Source organism: Bradyrhizobium sp. WSM1417, from assembly GCF_000515415.1.
Classification (GTDB): domain Bacteria; phylum Pseudomonadota; class Alphaproteobacteria; order Rhizobiales; family Xanthobacteraceae; genus Bradyrhizobium.
Map to the genome: position 1 here is coordinate 3,508,115 of NZ_KI911783.1, position 18,049 is coordinate 3,526,163.

General features: G+C 64.2%; 17 protein-coding genes. 10 read left to right on the forward strand and 7 right to left on the reverse strand.

Going from position 1 to position 18,049, the window contains the following annotated elements; genetic code table 11:
* Positions 1 to 40 precede the first annotated feature (40 nt).
* Both BRA1417_RS0116900 and BRA1417_RS0116905 read left to right on the forward strand, forming a co-directional pair.
* Positions 41 to 1,228 (forward strand): amino acid ABC transporter permease, encoded by a 1,188-nt coding sequence (locus tag BRA1417_RS0116900; protein ID WP_027516772.1) that lies wholly within the window; start codon positions 41 to 43, stop codon positions 1,226 to 1,228.
* 2 nt (positions 1,229 to 1,230) lie between these two features.
* Complete coding sequence (locus tag BRA1417_RS0116905) at positions 1,231 to 2,337, forward strand: amino acid ABC transporter permease (protein WP_027516773.1); 1,107 nt, start codon at positions 1,231 to 1,233, stop codon at positions 2,335 to 2,337.
* A gap of 176 nt (positions 2,338 to 2,513) precedes the next feature.
* Here the strand turns inward: BRA1417_RS0116905 and BRA1417_RS0116910 are convergent, their stop codons facing one another.
* Together BRA1417_RS0116910 and BRA1417_RS0116915 are read right to left on the reverse strand one after the other, a co-directional pair.
* Entirely contained in the window at positions 2,514 to 3,932 is a 1,419-nt protein-coding gene (locus tag BRA1417_RS0116910) for an amidase (RefSeq protein ID WP_027516774.1), read from the reverse strand.
* Between the two features lie 131 nt (positions 3,933 to 4,063).
* Positions 4,064 to 4,840: an SDR family oxidoreductase gene (locus BRA1417_RS0116915; RefSeq protein ID WP_027516775.1), complete on the reverse strand. Its 777-nt coding sequence runs from the start codon at positions 4,838 to 4,840 to the stop codon at positions 4,064 to 4,066.
* Positions 4,841 to 4,997: 157 nt separating this feature from the next.
* Here BRA1417_RS0116915 and BRA1417_RS0116920 point away from each other — a divergent pair, with 157 nt between their 5' ends.
* Positions 4,998 to 6,071 (forward strand): tartrate dehydrogenase, encoded by a 1,074-nt coding sequence (locus BRA1417_RS0116920; RefSeq protein WP_027516776.1) that lies wholly within the window; start codon positions 4,998 to 5,000, stop codon positions 6,069 to 6,071.
* A gap of 167 nt (positions 6,072 to 6,238) precedes the next feature.
* On the opposite strand, the gene BRA1417_RS0116925 is transcribed toward BRA1417_RS0116920, so the two are convergent.
* From BRA1417_RS0116925 to BRA1417_RS0116940, 4 genes are read right to left on the reverse strand one after another with little or no spacing between them, the layout of a single operon-like run.
* Entirely contained in the window at positions 6,239 to 7,312 is a 1,074-nt protein-coding gene (locus tag BRA1417_RS0116925) for a malate/lactate/ureidoglycolate dehydrogenase (protein ID WP_027516777.1), read from the reverse strand.
* Between the two features lie 11 nt (positions 7,313 to 7,323).
* A complete protein-coding gene (locus BRA1417_RS0116930; protein WP_027516778.1) occupies positions 7,324 to 8,235 on the reverse strand; it encodes an NAD(P)-dependent oxidoreductase in 912 nt (303 codons plus the stop codon).
* Positions 8,236 to 8,249: 14 nt separating this feature from the next.
* A complete protein-coding gene (locus BRA1417_RS0116935) occupies positions 8,250 to 9,500 on the reverse strand; it encodes a Zn-dependent hydrolase (protein ID WP_027516779.1) in 1,251 nt (416 codons plus the stop codon).
* A 32-nt stretch (positions 9,501 to 9,532) separates the two neighbouring features.
* Positions 9,533 to 10,450 (reverse strand): LysR family transcriptional regulator, encoded by a 918-nt coding sequence (locus BRA1417_RS0116940; RefSeq protein WP_027516780.1) that lies wholly within the window; start codon positions 10,448 to 10,450, stop codon positions 9,533 to 9,535.
* A gap of 120 nt (positions 10,451 to 10,570) precedes the next feature.
* Here BRA1417_RS0116940 and BRA1417_RS0116945 point away from each other — a divergent pair, with 120 nt between their 5' ends.
* The 6 genes from BRA1417_RS0116945 (at position 10,571) to BRA1417_RS0116970 (ending at position 16,164) form a co-directional block, all read left to right on the forward strand.
* Positions 10,571 to 11,386, forward strand: coding sequence for a putative hydro-lyase (locus BRA1417_RS0116945; RefSeq protein ID WP_027516781.1), 816 nt, complete (start codon positions 10,571 to 10,573; stop codon positions 11,384 to 11,386).
* A gap of 89 nt (positions 11,387 to 11,475) precedes the next feature.
* Positions 11,476 to 12,720: an ABC transporter substrate-binding protein gene (locus BRA1417_RS0116950; RefSeq protein ID WP_027516782.1), complete on the forward strand. Its 1,245-nt coding sequence runs from the start codon at positions 11,476 to 11,478 to the stop codon at positions 12,718 to 12,720.
* Positions 12,721 to 12,886: 166 nt separating this feature from the next.
* On the forward strand, positions 12,887 to 13,765 hold the full coding sequence (locus tag BRA1417_RS0116955; protein ID WP_027516783.1) for a branched-chain amino acid ABC transporter permease: 879 nt from the start codon (positions 12,887 to 12,889) through the stop codon (positions 13,763 to 13,765).
* The gene (locus tag BRA1417_RS0116960; protein WP_027516784.1) at positions 13,765 to 14,748 is read left to right on the forward strand and encodes a branched-chain amino acid ABC transporter permease; all 984 of its coding nucleotides are present in this window, start codon (positions 13,765 to 13,767) and stop codon (positions 14,746 to 14,748) included. The genes BRA1417_RS0116955 and BRA1417_RS0116960 overlap by 1 nt, the downstream gene beginning before the upstream one ends.
* Positions 14,745 to 15,476: an ABC transporter ATP-binding protein gene (locus BRA1417_RS0116965; RefSeq protein WP_027516785.1), complete on the forward strand. Its 732-nt coding sequence runs from the start codon at positions 14,745 to 14,747 to the stop codon at positions 15,474 to 15,476. The genes BRA1417_RS0116960 and BRA1417_RS0116965 overlap by 4 nt, the downstream gene beginning before the upstream one ends.
* A complete protein-coding gene (locus BRA1417_RS0116970) occupies positions 15,460 to 16,164 on the forward strand; it encodes an ABC transporter ATP-binding protein (RefSeq protein ID WP_027516786.1) in 705 nt (234 codons plus the stop codon). Before BRA1417_RS0116965 ends, BRA1417_RS0116970 begins: the two co-directional genes overlap by 17 nt.
* 183 nt (positions 16,165 to 16,347) lie before the next feature.
* Here the strand turns inward: BRA1417_RS0116970 and BRA1417_RS0116975 are convergent, their stop codons facing one another.
* Positions 16,348 to 17,022, reverse strand: coding sequence for an aldolase (locus BRA1417_RS0116975; RefSeq protein ID WP_027516787.1), 675 nt, complete (start codon positions 17,020 to 17,022; stop codon positions 16,348 to 16,350).
* Between the two features lie 103 nt (positions 17,023 to 17,125).
* On the opposite strand from BRA1417_RS0116975, the gene ltnD reads away from it, so the two are divergent.
* Positions 17,126 to 18,043, forward strand: coding sequence for an L-threonate dehydrogenase (gene ltnD, locus BRA1417_RS0116980; protein WP_007593728.1), 918 nt, complete (start codon positions 17,126 to 17,128; stop codon positions 18,041 to 18,043).
* Positions 18,044 to 18,049: the final 6 nt, after the last annotated feature.

Sequence of the window (18,049 nt, forward strand, 5' to 3'; positions counted from 1 at the left end):
CGCCGCCGGAAATCGCCGTCTTGAGAAGGATTTTTGTGCTGTGACGTCAGACGCTCCGAGACCGCCGCCGCGCCGCCGCTTCTTCGGCGCTTTCGGACAACGCGAGCTGAAAGGCCTGTTCTGGCAGGCCCTGGTGGTGGGGATTGCGGTCGCCGTCATCGTCTTCCTCTGGTCCAACACGGTCACCAATCTCTCCGCGCGCCGCATCACGACCGGTTTTGCCTTCCTCGGCCGAGAGGCCGGCATGCCCATCGCCGATAGCCTGCTCGCCTATAATCCGAGAGACTCATATCTCTGGGCATTCGTCGTCGGCATCGCCAACACCCTGCGCGTCGCCGTGATCGGAGTCGTGCTTGCAACCATCCTGGGCACGGTGATCGGCATCTCGCGCCTGTCGGCCAACTGGCTGCTGTCGCGGCTCGCCGCGGTGTATGTCGAAACGCTCCGCGACATCCCGCTGCTGCTCCAGCTCCTGTTCTGGTACGTGCTGATGCAAGCGCTGCCGGCCGCGCGCGCGGCATGGCGGCCGATCGAGGGCGTGTTCCTGTCCAATCGCGGATTGATCCTGCCGGCGATTCCGATCGGGACGCCGCAACTTTGTGTGCTCGGCACGGCAGTGCTCGGGCTTGTCGTGTTCTATGTCATCCAGCGGAGGCTCATCGCGCAGCAAATGCGCGACGGCAAGCCGCGGCCGGCTTGGCCTTTTGGACTCGGGTTGCTCGTTGTGCTGCCTGCGGCGGTGTCCGTGCTGCTCGGCGTGCCCTGGACGGTCGAATGGCCTCAGTTGCGCGGCTTCAACTTCGTCGGCGGGCTCACGCTCGCGCCGGAATATTTCGCGCTGCTGATCGCGCTCGTCACCTACACCTCGGCCTTCATCGCGGAGATCGTGCGCAGCGGCATCCAGTCGGTGCCGCGCGGCCAGTGGGATGCAGCCAATGCGCTCGGACTGCGCCGCAGCTTCATGCTGCGGCAGATCATCCTGCCACAGGCGCTACGCGTCATCGTGCCACCGATGACGAGCCAATACCTCAACCTGACCAAGAACTCTTCGCTCGCCGTGGCGATCGGATATCAGGACGTGGTCTCGATCGCCAACACGACGCTGAATCAGACCGGACAGGCGATCGAGGCCATCGCTTTGATCATGGCGGTGTTTCTCACCATCAGCCTCGGCATCAGCTTTTTCATGAACTGGTACAATTCGCGCATCGCGCTGGTGGAGCGCTGACCATGACGGCGATCGCCGATATTCCGGAAGCACCGCGCGCCGCCCGCCGCCCGCAGATTGGCAACCCGGTGCTGCGCTGGCTGCGCACCAATTTGTTCTCGTCGATCCCGAACGGCATCCTCTCGGTCGTGTTGCTGGCGGTGCTTGCAAAGGGCCTCTTCAGCTTCGCGCAATGGGGCATCGCCAATGCGGTCTGGCTCACCCCGGCGAACGATTCCAGTGCCTGCCGCGCGGTACGCGGCGTCGGTGCATGCTGGGCGATCATCCCCGAAAAATATCGCTTCATCCTGTTTGGCACCTATCCATTCGACGAGCAATGGCGGCCGGCGCTGGCGGTACTGCTGTTCATCGCCCTGTTCTATCTCTCCACCCGCCGCGCCTTATGGCGGCGCGAACTGGCCTATCTCTGGATCGGAGCGCTCGCGCTGATCAGCATGCTGATGTGGGGCGGCATACTCGGCCTGTCGTTCGTCTCGCAGGACCGCTGGGGCGGCTTGCCCGTGACGCTGATCCTGGCGACCTTTGGTCTGGCCTTCGGCTTCCCGCTCGGCATCCTGGTCGCACTCGGCCGGCGCTCAAAGCTGCCGGCGATCCGCTCGCTCAGCGTGCTCTATGTCGAACTGATCCGCGGCGTGCCGCTGGTCAGTCTGCTGTTCATGGCCAGCGTGATGTTTCCGCTGTTCATGCCGAACGGATTCAACATCGACAAGCTCCTGCGCGCGCAGGTCGCGATCATTCTGTTCGCGGGTGCTTATCTTGCCGAAGTCATTCGCGGCGGCCTCCAGGCCGTGCCGCGCGGGCAATACGAGGCCGCCGACGCGCTCGGCCTGTCCTACTGGCGCAAGAATCGGCTGATTGTCCTGCCGCAGGCGATCCGCCACGTCATCCCGCCGCTGGTCAACACCTTCATCGCCTTCTTCAAGGACACCAGCCTCGTCTTGATCATCGGTATCTTCGACTTGCTGACGACGGCCAAGACCGCGATCATCGATCCGGCGTGGCAGCAATTCTCCGTCGAAGTCTACATCTTCGTCGCCGCGATCTATTTTGTCTTCTGCTTCGCGATGTCGCGGTATAGCCGCAGCTTGGAGGCGACGAGCGGAAGGTGAGGATTCTTCACCTCGCCCCGCTTGCGGGGGAGAGGTCGATCGCGAAGCGATCGGGTGAGGGGGAATCTCCGCGAGTTGAACTGTCACCGTCTTCGCGGAAGCAGCCCCTCACCCCAGCCCTCTCCCCGCAAGAGCGGGGCGAGGGAGTCTACCGAGCCCGCTGCGTCTTCCCCGTTCTAGTTCTTCACGCGCGGATCAATCGGCGTCGTGCCGCGCACGCCCAAAATATCCTCCAGCACCTTGGCGCCGGCGATCACATGCGCATCCGCGCGCGGAGCCCCGACGACCTGCAGGCCGACCGGAAGTCCCGATGCCGTGAAGCCGCACGGCAGCGACAGCGCGGGACAGCAGGCGAGCGTGATGGCATAGACGATGCCGAGCCACTCGACGTAATTTTCAAACGTCTTACCGGCGCATTCGGCGACATAGCGATGCTCGATCGGGAAGGGCGGCACGATCGTGGTCGGTACCAGCAGCAGATCGTAGCTCTTGAAGAACTCGACCGCACGCGCGGTCATGCCGACGCGCTGCGCCTCGGCGCGTTCGAGCTGCTCGATCGTGAGCTTGAGGCCTTGCTCGATGTTCCAGATCACTTCGGGCTTGAGCAGGTCGCGCTTGGTGCGCAACAGATTGGCCTTGCTGATCGCAAAATCGAACGCGCGCAACGTGTGGAAGCACTCGTGCGCCTCGCGCCAGTCCGGGTGCGCCTCCTCGACGATGGCGCCGGCTTCGGCAAAGCGTTCAGCCGCCTTGCGTGTGATCGCTTTGACTTCGGGATCGACCGGCGTGATGCCGAGATCGGCCGAATAGGCGATGCGCTTCGGTTTGCTGCCTGACTGCGCCGCCGAGAGAAACGACGTCAAGGGCGCCGGCAGCGACAGCGGGTCGGCGGCATAATCGCCGCTCATGGCATCCAGCAGCAGCGCGAGATCTTCGACGTTGCGGGCCATGGGGCCAACAACACCGAGATTGCGGTCGATGGCTGCTTTCGGTGTGTGCGCGACGCGGCCGATGCTCGGCCGCATGCCGACGACGCCACAGAACGCTGCCGGGCTGCGCAGACTGCCGCCCATATCGGAGCCCTGCGCGAGCCAGGCCATGCCGGTCGCGAGCGCCACCGCCGCTCCGCCCGAGGAGCCCGCGGCGGATTTGGATGTATCCCAGGGATTGAGAGTCGCGCCGAACACCTCGTTGAACGTGTTGGCGCCTGCACCGAACTCCGGCGTGTTGGATTTGGCGTAGACGACCGCGCCGTTACCTTCGAGGTTCTCCACCATGAGGTCGGACTGCTTGGGCACATTGTCCTTGAAGATCGGCGAGCCCTGGGTGTTCAGCACGCCAGCAACATCGGTCAGGTCCTTGATTGGCACCGGCAGGCCCGCGAGCAATCCGCGCGCACCGGCCGGCTGCCGCATCAGCGCCTTTGCGTTATCCCGCGCGCGATCGAAGCACAGCGTCGGCAGCGCGTTGACCTTGCCATCGACTTGGCCGATGCGCTTCTCCAGCACATCCAAGAGCTCCAGCGGCGAGACGTCGCCGGACCGCAGCTTGTCGACGACGGTGCACGCGGTTTCGCGGATCAGGTCTTGAGACAACTATTTTACTCCTGTGCTTGTTCTAGGCTCCGTCATTGCGAGGAGCGAAGCGACGAAGCAATCCAGACTTTTGCCGCAGATACATTTCTGGATTGCATCGCTTCGCTCGCAATGACGTGGACAGACTTAACTTAACCCCATCCCGCGCTGATTCCGCCATCCACCGTGTAAATCACGCCCGACGTATACCCCGCGCGATCGGACGCGAGGAACGCCATAAGATCTCCGATCTCGCGGGCGTGCGCAGGCCTGCCGAGCGGCAGGCTCTTCTGGAATTCCTTGTAGCGGCTCTCGTCGCCGAACTGGTGCTTTGCCCGGGTCTTCAGCAAGGTGACGTGACGGTCGGTGCCCACAGGGCCGGGATTGATTCCGACCACGCGGATGTTGTCCGCGAGGCTCTTGCCCCCGAGCGCGCGGGTGAAGGCCATCAGCGCGGCATTGCCGGCGCTGCCGCAAATGTAGTTGGCGTCGAATTTTTCGCCGGCGGCACCGATGTCGTTGACGATCACGCCGCCGCCCTTCGCCTTCATCTGCGCATAGATCTGTCGCGTGAGGTTGATGTAGCCGAACACTTTCAATTCCCAGGCATGGCGCCAGGTCGCCTCGTCGATCTTGTCGATGGAGCCGCCGGGAATGTCGCCGGCATTGTTGACGAGCACGTCGATGTCGGCGGCTTCCTTGGCGAGCCGCGTCAAATCCTCGCTCTTACGCAAATCGACGATGCTCGTGGCGGCATCGATCTGGTGCGCCGAGCGCAACCGCTCGGCCAGAGCCTTGAGCTGATCGCCGTTGCGGGCGGCGAGGAGGAGATGGCAGCCTTCCTCGGCAAAGGCCTCGGCGGCAGCTGCGCCGATGCCCTTGGACGCGCCCGTGATCAGGACGCGCTTGCCACGCAGATGCAGATCCATGGGAGTTACTCGCAGGAGAGGAACGGGAATAAAATCAGTAGGCGGTCGGCCGCGCCATGGTCAACATTGCAGTGCAGCGTTGCACTGCCGCCGCGTTTGGTCCATTGCAGTGCGGTCAAAAAGGCGGCGGCTGCCGGAGCAATCAAGGACGTTCTCGATGAGCAAGAAACAATACCGGATCGCGGTCATTCCTGGGGACGGCATCGGCAAGGAAGTGATGCCGGAGGGTCTGCGCGTTCTGGAGACCGCGGCGAAGAAGCACGGGGTGTCCCTTCATTTCGATCATTTCGACTTCTCGTCCTGGGACTATTACGAGAAGCACGGCCAGATGATGCCGGACGATTGGAAGGATAAGATCGGCAAGCACGATGCGATCTATTTCGGCGCGGTCGGCTGGCCGGCCAAGATTCCGGATCACGTCTCGCTCTGGGGCTCGTTGATCAAGTTCCGCCGCGAGTTCGATCAGTATGTGAATCTGCGCCCGGTACGGCTGATGCCGGGCGTTCCGTCCCCGCTGGCAAACCGCAAGCCCGGCGACATCGATTTCTGGGTGGTGCGCGAGAACACCGAGGGCGAATATTCCTCCGTCGGCGGCCGCATGTTCCCGGACACCGACCGTGAGTTCGTGACGCAGCAGACCGTGATGACCCGCATCGGCGTCGATCGCATCCTGAAGTTCGCGTTCGAACTCGCGCAGTCGCGGCCGAAGAAGCACCTGACCTCGGCGACCAAGTCGAACGGCATCTCCATCACCATGCCCTATTGGGACGAGCGCGTGGAGGCGATGGCGAAAAAGTTTCCGGGCGTGAAGTGGGACAAGTACCACATCGACATCCTGACCGCGAATTTCGTGCTGCATCCGGACTGGTTCGACGTCGTGGTCGGCTCCAATTTGTTCGGTGACATCCTGTCCGATCTCGGCCCGGCCTGCACCGGCACCATCGGCATCGCGCCGTCGGGCAACATCAATCCCGAGGGCAATTTCCCGTCGGTGTTCGAGCCGGTGCACGGCTCGGCGCCCGACATCGCGGGGCAGGGCATCGCCAATCCGATCGGCGCAATCTGGTCCGGCGCGATGATGCTCGAACATCTCGGCGAGAAGCAAGCCGGCAAGTCGATCGTCGAAGCGATCGAGCGCACGCTGGCCGAGCGCACGCTGCGCACCAAGGATCTCGGCGGCAATGCCGACACCACGGCTTGCGGCAAGGCGGTTGCGGATATGGTGGATTAGGCAAGCGATCAACCACGGTGTCGTCCCGGCGAAGGCCGGGACCCATTACCCCAGGGAGTAGTTGCGGTACTCGCTGGTAACCGCGAGTCTTCGCCAAACCACTTCCTGTGGTTATGGGTCCCGGATCTGCGCTGCGCTTGTCCGGGACGACACCGGTTTATAGTGGCTCAGCCCGCGATTTTCTCGATCGTCGCCTCATCGAGCCCGAATGTTTTTCCAGCCAGCAAAATATCCCGCCAGGTGGTCGGATCGACCGGGATGCCTTCCGCCAGCCGCTTCTTCTTCGTCTCGCGCTCGGGCTCGCCGGCGATCTTCACCTTGTCGACGCCTGGGGCCGGAGGTGAGCCGGTGTGCCAGGCGATGAAGCTCTCGACTTCGCGCGCGAGATTCTCCGCGGTGCCGAGCTTGGTCGGATCGATGATGATCGAGAGCATGCCGTTGAGGACGTTGTACTTGCCATCGGACGGGCCCTTGACCACCTGCCCGCCGGAGAGCGCGCCGCCGAGGATTTCGCACACCAGCGCGAGCCCTGACCCCTTGTGCTCGCCGAACGGCAGGATGGCGCCGTGCGGCGGGATCACGGTGTAGCGCGGGTTGGTGGTCGGCTTGCCCTCATTGTCGATGATGGTGCCGGGCTCGAGCTCGACGCCCTTGTTGTGAGCGACGCGGGTTTTGCCCTGCGCGATCCTGCTGGTGGCGAAGTCGAGCACGATGGGGTCCTTGCCCGCGCGCGGGACGCCGACGCAGAAAGGGTTGGTGCCGTGGCGCCCATCGCTGCCGCCCCACGGCGCCACGATCGGGCGCGAGATTACGTTGACGAAGTGAATCGAGACCAGTCCGTGGTCGATGCACTGCTCGGCCCAGTGGCCGATCCGGCCGATATGGTGCGAGTTGGAGAGGCCGACGAGGCACACGCCGTTGCGCTTGGCCCGCTCGGCAGCCAGCTCCATCGCTTCATGGCCGATGACCTGGCCGTAGCCGGTGAGGCCGTCGAGGGTGAGCAGCGGACCGGTGTCGAGCACGATCTTGACGTGCTGGTTCACGGCGAGGCCGCCCGTGGTGACGCTCTGGACATAGCGCGGGATCATGCCGACGCCGTGGGAGTCGTGTCCCTTGAGATTGGCCTCGACCAGATTGGTGGATACGAGCTCGGCCTCGCGGTCCGTGGAGCCGCCGGCCTTGACGATGGCACTGATGGCTTCGATGAGCGGCTGTGCCTTGATGGTGCGATAGTCGGCCATTGTTGGTGCTCTTATCCCTTTACGATTCTGCGGCAGTGCTCCCACGCCGCATGAATGAGGTTCTCGCTCGCCTCCGGGGTCCGGAACGCCGAATGCGCCGACAACGTCACGTTCGGCAGTTTTGTCAGCGGATGATCGCCGGGCAGGGGCTCGATGTTGAAGACGTCGAGGCCGGCATGGCGGATGTGGCCCGACTTCAGCGCGTCGATCATGGCGGCCTCGTCGACGACGGCGGCGCGGGCGGTGTTGATGAGAATGACGCCTGGCTTCATCTTCGCGATCATCTCGCGGGTGATCATGCCGCGCGTTTCGTCGTTGAGCAGCAGATGCAGCGATACGACATCTGCTCTCGCCAACACCGTGTCGAGATCGGCGAATTCCACGCCCGGATAGCTCTTCGGCGAGCGGTTCCAGGCGATCACCTTCATGCCGCTGCCCGAGGCAATGCGCGCGACCTCCGCGGCAATACCGCCGAAGCCGATCAGGCCGAGCGTCTTGCCGGTGAGCTGCATGCCGTCTTCGCGCAGCCAGTTTCCGCCGCGCATCTCCCGGTCCATCATCGCGATGACGCGGGCCGAAGCCCACATCAGCGCGATCGCGCATTCCGCGACCGCAGTGTCGCCATAGCCCTTGATCAGGTGCACGGAGATGCCGAGCTCGGCGAGCTCCTCCGGGTTCATGTAGCTGCGCGCGCCGGTGCCGAGGAACACGACATGTTTCAGGCCTGTGCACTTTTTTGCGACATCGGTCGGCAGCGCGGTGTGGTCGACGATCGCGATCTCGGCGCCGTCGAGGATTTCAGGATATTGCTCGGGCTTGATGTCGGGATCCCTGTGGATCCGCACCTTGGGATCGCCTGATAGCTCCAGCCGCTCCATGATCACGGCCAGGGCTTCGTTGGCGTCGACGAAAACTCCGCGCATGACTCTCTCTCCGATCAGGATGCGACGCCGGCGATCGCCAGCACCGTGTGCATGAGGACATTGGTGCCCGCGGCGCAATCGGGCTGCGTGGCGTCTTCCAGCTCATTGTGGCTGATGCCGTCCTTGCAGGGTACGAAAACCATTGCGGCCGGCATGATCGTATTGAGGTTGCAGGCGTCATGGCCGGCGCCGGAGGTGATGCGGCGAGAGGAGTAGCCGAGCGTCTTCGCCGCGTTCTCGACGGCCGCAATCAGCTTGGGATCGAAATGCGTCGGCGGCTTGCGCCAGACCAGGTCGATCTTCACCTCGACCTTGCGGCGTGCGGCGATCTCGGCAATCGCGCTGCGCAGATCGCGATCGAGCGCATCCATGATCGCGCCGTCCGCGCTGCGGCAATCCATCGTGAAGGCGATCTCGCCGGGGATGACATTGCGCGAGGGGTTTGCGATCACGGCTTCGCCGATGGTGCCGACTGCCTTCGGTCCGTGCTTGCTCGCGATGGCTTCCATCGCCAGCACGATCTCGGACAGCGTCGCCAGCGCATCGCGCCGCAGCGGCATTGGCGTCGACCCGGCATGGCTCTCGAAGCCGGAAATCTTGCCGTCGTACCAGAGCACGCCCTGGCCGGAATCGACCACGCCGATGGTCTTGCCTTCGGCTTCCAGGATCGGGCCCTGCTCGATGTGCAATTCGACGAAGCAGCCGAGCTTCTGGAAGCCGACCGGCTTGTCGCCGCGATAGCCGATGCCGTCGAGCGCCTGGCCGACGGTGGTGCCGTCGGCGTCCTTGCGCGACAGGATGTCGTCGGTGGTGAAGTCGCCGACATAGGCGGCGGAGGCCATCATCGCGGGAGCGAAGCGCGAACCCTCTTCGTTGGTCCAGTTGACGACGCAGATCGGCGCCTCGGTCTCAATGCCGGCGTCGTTCAACGTGCGGATCACTTCGAGCGCACCGAGCGTTCCCAGAATGCCGTCATACTTGCCGCCCGTGGGTTGCGTGTCGAGATGAGAGCCGATGCCGACCGGCGGCTTCGACATGTCGCGTCCCTTGCGCAGGCCGAACTGCGAACCGAGCGCATCGGTGTGCACCTCCAAGCCGGCGTCCTCGCAGGCCTCGCGGAACCAGTCGCGCACCAGCTTATCCTCCGCGCTCAGCGTCAGCCGCCGCACGCCGCCCTTGGCCGTCGCGCCGAACTGCGCGGTCTCGTGGATGGAGCCCCAAAGGCGGGCGGAATCGATTTGCAAATTGGTGGCGGCTCGGCTCATGCGGTCAGTCTCTCAATTGTCCGGCGCCTGTTTCAATGACGCGCCGGCGCGGGCGCGTCAACTGTAAGGCTGCCCTGCGCAATCTGACATGCAAGCTCTGCGACCCGCTCCACCGCCACGACGTCGGGCGAGGCGAGCCAGCTGGCGGTGAATGTCAGCGGCGCGATTTTGAGATCGGTGTCGAGCAGTTGCAGCCGCCCGTCTGCAAGCTCGTTCTCGACGATCGCGTCGGGGATCACGGCGATGCCGAGGCCCTCGACCGCCATGTGAATCACGGTCGCAAGCGAGGCGGAGGCGTGCAGCCGGATCGGCGGCAGCTCCGGCCGGTCGAACACTTCGCGCACGACCTCGTAGGGCCGCGTCTTCCGCGGGAAGGTAATGATCGGAAACCGCGCGAGCTCGGCCCGCGTGACCGGTCCATGGCCGAGGCCGAGCGAGGGGCTGGCGAGAAAGCCGATCGGATAGTCGGCGAGAACGCGATTGTGCACCCCGGAGGCCGAGAGCGGACCGACGACGAAAGCAAGCTCGATCTCCTGCGCGAGCAGGCGCGCGGTCAGGTTCGGCGTGATGTCGACCTCGATCTCCAGCGACAGGTTCGGGTAGACTTGGTTCATGCTCTTCACGAGCCGCGGCAGCCAGGTGTGCACGATGGTTTCGGCGACGCCGAGCCGCATCACGCCGCGCATCGCGGAGCGATCGCCGATCTCGGCGATCATCGCGGCGCGCAGGCCAATCAGCTTCTCCACGTAGACCATCATCTGCCGGCCGCTCGGCGTCGGCGAGGCCACGCGATGGTCGCGATTCAGGAGCTTCACCCCCATCTCGCGCTCGAGCTGGGCGATGCGCTGGGAGATCGCCGGCTGGGTCGTGTTGAGGCGTGCTGCGGCGCCGCGAAAGCTGCCCAGCTTCACAACCCAAAGGAACGTCTCGATTGATCTGAAGTCCAGCATTGGAAGGATTTTCCCGTCCGATAAATAAAATTTATCGATATTGATTAGAAAGGAAGATTAGACTTTATAGCACGCGTGGTGTTGGCTTGTCTTTGTCGAGTTTATAGGCAGGTCGATCCCATGACTGTTTTGGTGGCAGTGCAGCAAACTGAAACGCCCGACACGCTCCCGAGCCGCAAGGCGCGGCTTGCCTACCGCGAGGGGCTGGTCGCCTCCACCGCCGGCGTCGCCCCCGGCTTCGTCCAGGGCAATCTGGCGATCCTGCCGGCGGAACATGCGGGCGCCTTTCACCGCTTCTGCCAGCTCAACCCCAAGCCGTGCCCGATCATCGGCATGTCCGATGTCGGCAGTCCGCATATCCCGGCGCTGGGCGCCGATCTCGACATCCGCACCGACGTGCCGCGCTACCGCGTCTGGCGCGACGGCGAGGTCGTGGACGAGCCGACCGACGTGACAAAGCATTGGCGCGACGATCTCGTGACCTTCGTGCTCGGCTGCTCGTTCTCGTTCGAAGAGGCGCTGCTCGACGAGGGCATGCCGATCCGCCACATCGAGCACAATGTGCGCGTGCCGATGTATCGCACCAACATCGCCTGCGGCGAGTCCGGTCCCTTCGCCGGTCCCATGGTGGTATCGATGCGTCCGTTCAAGCCCGCCGATGCGATCCGCGCGGTGCAGATCACTTCGCGCTATCCGGCCGTGCACGGCGCGCCCGTGCATCTCGGTCATCCGCATCTGATCGGCATCAAGGACATCGCCAAGCCCGATTACGGCGATCCGGTGCCGGTCGCCGACGACGAGATCCCGGTGTTCTGGGCCTGCGGCGTGACGCCGCAATCGGTCATCAATGCCGCAAAGCTGCCGTTCGCGATCACGCATTCGCCGGGTCTGATGCTGGTGACGGATCTCAAGAACAGGACCATGGCCGTGATTTAGTGGGCAGCGTTTGCTGCTTCTTCGAGCTTTACCGCATCCATCAATCGCTTCATTCGATCAGCCGAAATTCAGTAACAGGGGACTTTGCCATGACGATCACTCGCCGCGACGTATTGTTGGGAGCCACCGCTACGGCCGCGCTGGTGCCGCTGGCAGCGCGCGCACAGACTTCGGAAGTCGTGATCGGCGTGATCTATCCGTTCTCCGGCGGCAGCGCACAGCAGGGCGTCGACGCGCAAAAGGCCTACGAGACCGCGCTCGAGGTCATCAACAAGGACACCGATTTCGACCTGCCGCTAGCGAAGGGCGAGGGCCTGCCGGGTCTCGGCGGCGCAAAGGTCCGTCTCGTTTTCGCCGACCACCAGGCCGATCCGCAGAAGGGCCGCGCCGAGGCCGAGCGCCTGATCACGCAGGAAAAGGTCTGCGCCATCATCGGCACCTATCAGAGCGCGGTCGCCGTCACCGTCAGCCAGATCTGCGAGCGCTATCAGATCCCGTTCGTCTCCGCCGACAACTCCTCGCCGAGCCTGCACCGTCGCGGCCTGAAATATTACTTCCGCGCCGCGCCGCACGACGAGATGTACTCGGCCGCGATGTTCGACTTTTTCGATGCCTTGAAGAAGAAGGGCACCAAGATCGAGACGCTGTCGCTGTTCCACGAGGACACCATCTTCGGCACCGATTCCGGCAACGCCCAGGCCAAGATCGCCGGCGAGCGCGGCTACAAGATCGTTTCCGACATCAAGTATCGCGCCAACTCGCCCTCGCTCTCGGCCGAGGTGCAGCAGCTCAAGAGCGCGAACGCCGACGTGCTGATGCCCTCGAGCTATACCACCGATGGCATCCTGCTGGTGAAGACCATGGGCGAGCTCGGTTACAAGCCGAACGCGATCGTGGCGCAGGACGCCGGCTTCTCCGAGAAGGCGCTCTACGACGCCGTCGGCGACAAGCTCGAAGGCGTGATCTCGCGCGGCACCTTCTCGCTCGATCTCGCGCAGAAGCGCCCGATGGTCGGCAAGATCAACGAGATGTTCAAGACGCGGTCGGGCAAGGATTTCAACGATCTGACCTCGCGTCAGTTCATGGGCCTGATCATCCTCGCCGACGCCATCAGCCGCGCCAAGTCGACCGACGGCGAGAAGATCCGCGACGCGCTGGCCGCCACCGACATCCCGGGCGAGCAGACCATCATGCCCTGGAAGCGCGTCAAGTTCGACGAGATGGGCCAGAACAACGACGCCGATCCGGTGCTGCTGCAATATGTCGGCGGCAAGTTCGTCACCATCTTCCCGCCGCAGGCCGCGATCGCCGAGGCGATCTGGCCGATGAAGTAAGCGCTGCGGGAGCAGGGAAGCAAATCGAGATCGTCGCAAGAGCCTCGTCATTGCGAGGAGCGAAGCGACGAAGCAATCCAGACTGTCTCCGCGACGAGATTCTGGATTGCTTCGTTTCGCTCGCAATGACGGAGCAAACGATGATATTTCGAGCGGGGGACCACCGGTGACAGCCCAAACCATTATCCAAAGTCTCGCGAGCGGCCTTCTCATGGGCCTGCTCTACGGACTGATCGCCGTCGGCCTCGCGCTGATCTTCGGCCTGATGGACGTCGTGAACTTCGCCCATGGCGAGTTCCTGATGATCGCGATGTATGTGAGCTTCTTCCTGTTCACGTTCTTCGCCATCGACCCCTTGCTGTCGGCGCCGCTGGTGGCCGCCGCGCTGTTCGTATTCGGCGCGGTCGTCTATTTGTTGATCGTACGCTTCGCGATGCGGGCCAAGGCTAATGCGGGCATGGTGCAGATCTTCTCCACCTTCGGCCTCGCCATCGTGATGCGCGGTCTCGCGCAGTTCTTCTTCACGCCGGATTATCGCAGCGTTCCGCATTCCTGGCTCGGCGGCAAGACGATCTCGATCGCCGGCGTCTTCCTGCCGGAGCCGCAGCTCATGGGCGCGCTGGTGTCGATCCTGGCCTTTGCCGGCCTCTACTTCTTCATCCATCGCACCGATTTCGGTCGCGCGCTGGAGGCCACCCGTGAAGATCCCGGCGCGGTGGCTCTCGTCGGCATCGACAAGAATCGCGTGTTCGCGCTCGGCTGGGGGCTTGGTGCCGCGCTGGTCGGCCTCGCCGGAGCGATCATGGCAAGCTTCTTCTACATCTATCCCGACGTCGGCGCGTCCTTCGCGCTGATCGCCTACGTCACGGTCGCGCTCGGCGGCTTCGGCAGCGTCTTCGGGGCTTTCGCCGGCGGGATCATCGTCGGCCTCGTCGAGGCCACCACCGCGCTGGTGCTGCCGCCGTCGCTGAAATCGGTCGGCATCTACGCCGTCTACCTGCTGGTCGTCTTCATCCGGCCGCGCGGCCTGTTCGGATCGATGTGATGGACAAGGATTTTGCCGCGCGGCGCCGCCGCGACCTCATCATCGCCGCGGTGCTGACCGCCCTGGCGGCGCTCGCTCCCCTGTTCATCAAGGACGTCTACGTTCAGAACATCCTGATCCTGACCTTGATGTATGCGGCGCTGTCGCAGAGCTGGAATATTCTCTCCGGCTATTGCGGGCAGATCTCGCTCGGACACGCGCTCTATTTCGGCATCGGCGCCTACACCACCGAGCTGCTGTTCACCAAGTTCGGCGTGCTGCCCTGGTTCGGCATGCTCGCAGGCGGCACAGTCGCGGCCGCGATCGCGATGGGGCTCGGCTATCCCTTCTTCCGCCTGCGCGGCCATTACTTCGTGATCGCGACCATCGTCATCGCCGAGATCGGGCTGCTGCTGTTCCAGAACTGGGAATGGGCGGGGGCCGCAATGGGAATCACCATTCCGGTGCGCGGCGACAGCTGGCTGAAGTTCCAGTTCATGCGCAGCAAGCTGCCGTACTTCTATTTCGCACTGGTGCTGTGCAGCCTCGCCTGGTTCGTCACCTGGTGGTTGGAGGACTCCAAATGGGGCTTCTGGTGGCGCGCGGTGAAGGACAATCCGGAAGCGGCCGAGAGCCTCGGCGTCGTCGTGTTCAACTCCAAGATGGGCGCGGCCGCCGTCTCCGCTTTCCTCGTTGCCATTGGCGGCGCCTTCTATGCGCAGTTTCTGGCCTATATCGATCCTGAAAGCGTCATGGGCTTCCAGTTCTCGCTGCTGATGGCGTTGCCGGCCGTGCTTGGCGGCATCGGCACCCTCTGGGGCCCCGTGTTAGGGGCGGCCATCCTGATCCCGATGACGGAGCTGACGCGCTCCTATATCGGCGGCTCCGGCCGCGGCGTCGACCTCATCGTCTACGGCACCCTGATCGTGCTGATTTCGCTCGCCCTGCCACAGGGGCTGGTGAGCCTGTTCTCTCGTGCGAAGCGGAAGGGAGCCACGCGATGACCCCGCTGCTTGAAACCCGCGGCGTCTGGCAGCGTTTCGGCGGCCTCGTCGCCAACAGCGACGTCTCGATCTCGGTCGGCCGCGGCGAGATCGTCGGCCTGATCGGCCCGAATGGTGCCGGCAAGTCGACGTTGTTCAATCTCATCGCCGGCGTGCTCCCGCCGACGCAAGGCTCGATCTGGTTCGACGGCGAGGATGTCACCAGCATGCCGGCCGCCGAGCGCTGCCAGCGCGGCGTCGGTCGCACCTTCCAGGTCGTCAAGAGCTTCGAGACCATGACCGTTATCGACAATGTCATCGTCGGTGCGCTGGTGCGCAACACCGTGATGCACGAGGCACGCCGCAAGGCGCATGAGGTGCTGGAGTTCACCGGCCTTGCCGCGCGCGCTAACGTGCTCGCGAGCGACCTCGTGCCGGCCGAAAAGCGCCGCCTCGAAGTCGCGCGTGCGCTTGCGACAGAACCGAAATTGCTGCTGCTCGACGAAGTCCTCACTGGTCTGACGCCGACCGAGGCGCAGACCGGTGTGGCGCTGGTGCGCAAGGTGCGTGACGCCGGCATTACCGTCCTGATGGTCGAGCATGTCATGGAGATCGTGATGCCGCTGGTCGATCGTGCCATCGTGCTCGACCTCGGCAAGGTGCTGGTCGAGGGCAAGCCCGCTGAAATCGTCCGCGATCCCAAGGTGATCAGCGCATATCTGGGAGATCGTCATGCTGTCGGTGCGTGAAGTCACGACCGCCTATCAGGGCCTGGTCGCGATCTCCGCGGTCAGCATTGAGGTCGCCAAGGGCGAGATCGTCTGCGTCGCCGGCGCCAACGGCGCGGGCAAGTCGACGCTGCTGAAATCCATCGCCGGCGCCGAGCGCCCGCGCTCGGGCGCGGTGACGTTCGACGGCAAGCGCCTCGACGGCATGGCGCAGCACCACATCACCGCCACCGGCATCGCCTATGTGCCGGAGAACCGCCGCCTGTTTCCGCGCCTCTCTGTGCGCGACAATCTGCGCCTCGGCAGCTATCTCTACCGCGGCGAGGCCGATCGCGAGAGCCCGCTCGATCTCGTGTTCCAGCTGTTTCCGCGTCTCTCGGAACGGCTCGAACAGCGCGCCGAGACGCTATCCGGCGGCGAACAGCAGATGCTCGCGATCGGCCGTGCGCTGATGACGCGCCCGCGGCTGTTGATGCTGGACGAGCCCTCGCAGGGCATCATGCCGAAGCTGGTCGACGAGATCTTCCAGGCCGTGAAGCGCATCCGCGATGCCGGCATGACCGTGCTGATCGTGGAGCAACGCATGGCGGAGTGCCTGGAAATCGCAGACCGCGCCTACATCCTGCAAACCGGCCGCGTGCTGATGCAGGGCGCGGCAAGCGAGATCAAGGGCAATCCCGACGTGCGCAAGGCGTATCTGGGACTGTAGCCGCGGAGTGTTGGGCACGTCGCGCAACACACTCGGCGTCATCGCCCGCGAAGGCGGGCGATCCAGTATTCCAGAGGCCGTTGTGATTGAGCCAAGAAGCCGCGGCGTACTGGATTGCCCGCCTTCGCGGGGAATGACAGCGGTGAGTAAGGCGGTGTTAGTTCGCCCACGGCTGCACGAGGCTCAATGCTCGTGCCCGTGCTCCGGCAGCGATACCCCGAACACCCTCACCAGATCCGTCACCTGCTCCGGCGACAGATAGCGCGGGTTCATCCCGCGCAGCAGCAGATACAGCTTCGCCGTCTCCTCCAACTCCTCCGTCGCGAACACCGCTGCTTCCAGCGTGCCCCCAGCGACGACCGGGCCGTGATTGGCGAGCAGCACGGATGAGTATTTTCCCGCCAGCCCCTTGATCGCATCGGCGACGGCGGGATCGCCTGGGCGGTAATAGGGCACGAGCGCGGTGGCGCCGCATTTCATCAGATAATAGGCCGTCATCGGCGGCAGCGCGGCGCGCGGGTCGATCTCCGGCAGCATCGACAGCGCAACCGAATGGGTGGAGTGCAGATGCACGATCGCCCTTGCGCTCCCGCGCGTGGCGTAGAGTGCATTGTGCAGCGGAACTTCCTTGGTCGGCGCATCGCCCGAAACCAGTCGGCCCTGATCGTCCAGCCGCGACAGTTTTGCGGGATCGAGGAAGCCGAGCGAGGCATTGGTGGGCGTCACCAGCCAGCCGCCGCCGTCCAGGCTGACGCTGATATTGCCGGAGGAGCCGGGCGTCAGCCCACGCTCGAACAGGGACCGTCCGAAGCGGCAAATGTCTTCGCGCAGCAATGTCTCGTTGCTCATGGCCGTCATGTCCGTTTGTCTCACGCTTTGGCAGCGCGGCCAAGCCGTGTTATTCGGTTGGCAAGCTGCCGCAAAGGGCGGCCCTCCGGGAAACGTCGCAAGGATCAGTTGTATGTCCGCCTCCACGTCACAGAATCAGCGCATCGCCGTCATCGGGCTCGGCTCGATGGGGTTTGGCATGGCGACCTCGCTGAAGCGCGCCGGTCATGTCGTCACTGGCTGCGACGTCTCCGCTGATGCGGTCGCGCGGTTCGTGACGGAGGGCGGCGCCGGCGCCAAGACGCCGGCCGAAGCTGCCAAGGGCGCCGACATCGTCGTCAGCGTCGTCGTCAATGCCGCGCAGACCGAGACGATCCTGTTCGGCAAGGATGGCGTCGCGGAAACCATGGCCAAGGACAGCGTCTTCTTGTCGTCGGCGACCATGGATCCCGACGTGGCGCGGCGTCTCGCAAAACAGTTGGAGGCGACCGGCCGGCACTATCTGGATGCGCCGATCTCCGGCGGGGCACAGCGCGCAGCGCAGGGCGAGTTGACGATTCTCGCTTCCGGCAGCCCGGCTGCGTTTGAGAAAGCACGGCCCGCGCTCGATGCCATGGCCGCAAAACTCTACGAGCTTGGCGATGCCGCCGGCCAGGGCGCCGCCTTCAAGATGATCAACCAGTTGCTCGCCGGCGTGCATATCGCCGCTGCCAGCGAGGCGATCGCGTTCGCGGCCAAGCAGGGTCTCGACATCCGCAAGGTCTATGAGGTGATCACGGCGTCCGCCGGAAACTCCTGGATGTTCGAGAACCGCATGCCGCACGTGCTCGACGGCGATTACACGCCGCGCAGTGCGGTCGAGATCTTCGTCAAGGACCTCGGCATCATCCAGGACATGGCGCGCAGTGCCAGATTCCCGGTTCCGGTCTCCGCCGCAGCGCTTCAGATGTTCTTGATGACGTCAGCCGCCGGCATGGGCCGCGACGACGATGCCTCGGTGGCGCGGATGTATGCGCAGGTCACCGGCGTCAAGCTGCCCGGCGACAAATAGACAAGA

Coding starts and splice junctions, on each gene's coding strand:
- BRA1417_RS0116905 (WP_027516773.1), top strand. CDS start 1,231: ATGACGGCGATCGCCGATATTCCGGAAGCACCGCGCGCCGCCCGCCGC.
- BRA1417_RS0116915 (WP_027516775.1), bottom strand. CDS start 4,840: ATGGATCTGCATCTGCGTGGCAAGCGCGTCCTGATCACGGGCGCGTCC.
- BRA1417_RS0116920 (WP_027516776.1), top strand. CDS start 4,998: ATGAGCAAGAAACAATACCGGATCGCGGTCATTCCTGGGGACGGCATC.
- BRA1417_RS0116925 (WP_027516777.1), bottom strand. CDS start 7,312: ATGGCCGACTATCGCACCATCAAGGCACAGCCGCTCATCGAAGCCATC.
- BRA1417_RS0116930 (WP_027516778.1), bottom strand. CDS start 8,235: ATGCGCGGAGTTTTCGTCGACGCCAACGAAGCCCTGGCCGTGATCATG.
- BRA1417_RS0116935 (WP_027516779.1), bottom strand. CDS start 9,500: ATGAGCCGAGCCGCCACCAATTTGCAAATCGATTCCGCCCGCCTTTGG.
- BRA1417_RS0116940 (WP_027516780.1), bottom strand. CDS start 10,450: ATGCTGGACTTCAGATCAATCGAGACGTTCCTTTGGGTTGTGAAGCTG.
- BRA1417_RS0116945 (WP_027516781.1), top strand. CDS start 10,571: ATGACTGTTTTGGTGGCAGTGCAGCAAACTGAAACGCCCGACACGCTC.
- BRA1417_RS0116950 (WP_027516782.1), top strand. CDS start 11,476: ATGACGATCACTCGCCGCGACGTATTGTTGGGAGCCACCGCTACGGCC.
- BRA1417_RS0116960 (WP_027516784.1), top strand. CDS start 13,765: ATGGACAAGGATTTTGCCGCGCGGCGCCGCCGCGACCTCATCATCGCC.
- BRA1417_RS0116965 (WP_027516785.1), top strand. CDS start 14,745: ATGACCCCGCTGCTTGAAACCCGCGGCGTCTGGCAGCGTTTCGGCGGC.
- BRA1417_RS0116970 (WP_027516786.1), top strand. CDS start 15,460: ATGCTGTCGGTGCGTGAAGTCACGACCGCCTATCAGGGCCTGGTCGCG.
- BRA1417_RS0116975 (WP_027516787.1), bottom strand. CDS start 17,022: ATGACGGCCATGAGCAACGAGACATTGCTGCGCGAAGACATTTGCCGC.
- ltnD (WP_007593728.1), top strand. CDS start 17,126: ATGTCCGCCTCCACGTCACAGAATCAGCGCATCGCCGTCATCGGGCTC.